Origin of the sequence: Neisseria sp. HMSC067G12 (assembly GCF_001812725.1) — a bacterium.
In the GTDB taxonomy this organism is placed as follows: Bacteria; Pseudomonadota; Gammaproteobacteria; order Burkholderiales; family Neisseriaceae; genus Neisseria; species Neisseria perflava.
Window position 1 is genome coordinate 122059 of sequence record NZ_KV810182.1, and the last position, 489, is coordinate 122547.

Sequence of the window (489 nt, forward strand, 5' to 3'; positions counted from 1 at the left end):
GTTTCAACACACAGCCGCCCGAAGGCGGCTGTATCCCTTTACCGTTTGAAGCGGAAATTGATATTGTTTCAACACACAGCCGCCCGAAGGCGGCTGTCAGGAATTTGGAGAATACCTGCCAACAAAATGAAGTTTCAACACACAGCCGCCCGAAGGCGGCTGAAATCACACAATCGAAAGGATTGATGTCAATGGGTTTCAACACACAGCCGCCCGAAGGCGGCTGAATTATCAATAGCCATCCGCAATTTGACGGGATGGTTTCAACACACAGCCGCCCGAAGGCGGCTGGTCTTGGTCGCAAAGTATTCTTCGGCAATCGCCTGTTTCAACACACAGCCGCCCGAAGGCGGCTGGTTTGAACCACGTTCGCTTATTGTGATAGTTTGGCGTTTCAACACACAGCCGCCCGAAGGCGGCTGGTCATGTTATGCGCGAGTATATGACAAAGCAAAAGTTTCAACACACAGCCGCCCGAAGGCGGCTGTA

Annotated in this window: 1 CRISPR repeat array. The window is 52.4% G+C overall.

The window, feature by feature from the left end:
• A CRISPR array of direct repeats spans positions 1 to 487; the repeat unit is 31 nt; unit sequence GTTTCAACACACAGCCGCCCGAAGGCGGCTG.
• The last annotated feature ends 2 nt before the right edge of the window (positions 488 to 489 follow it).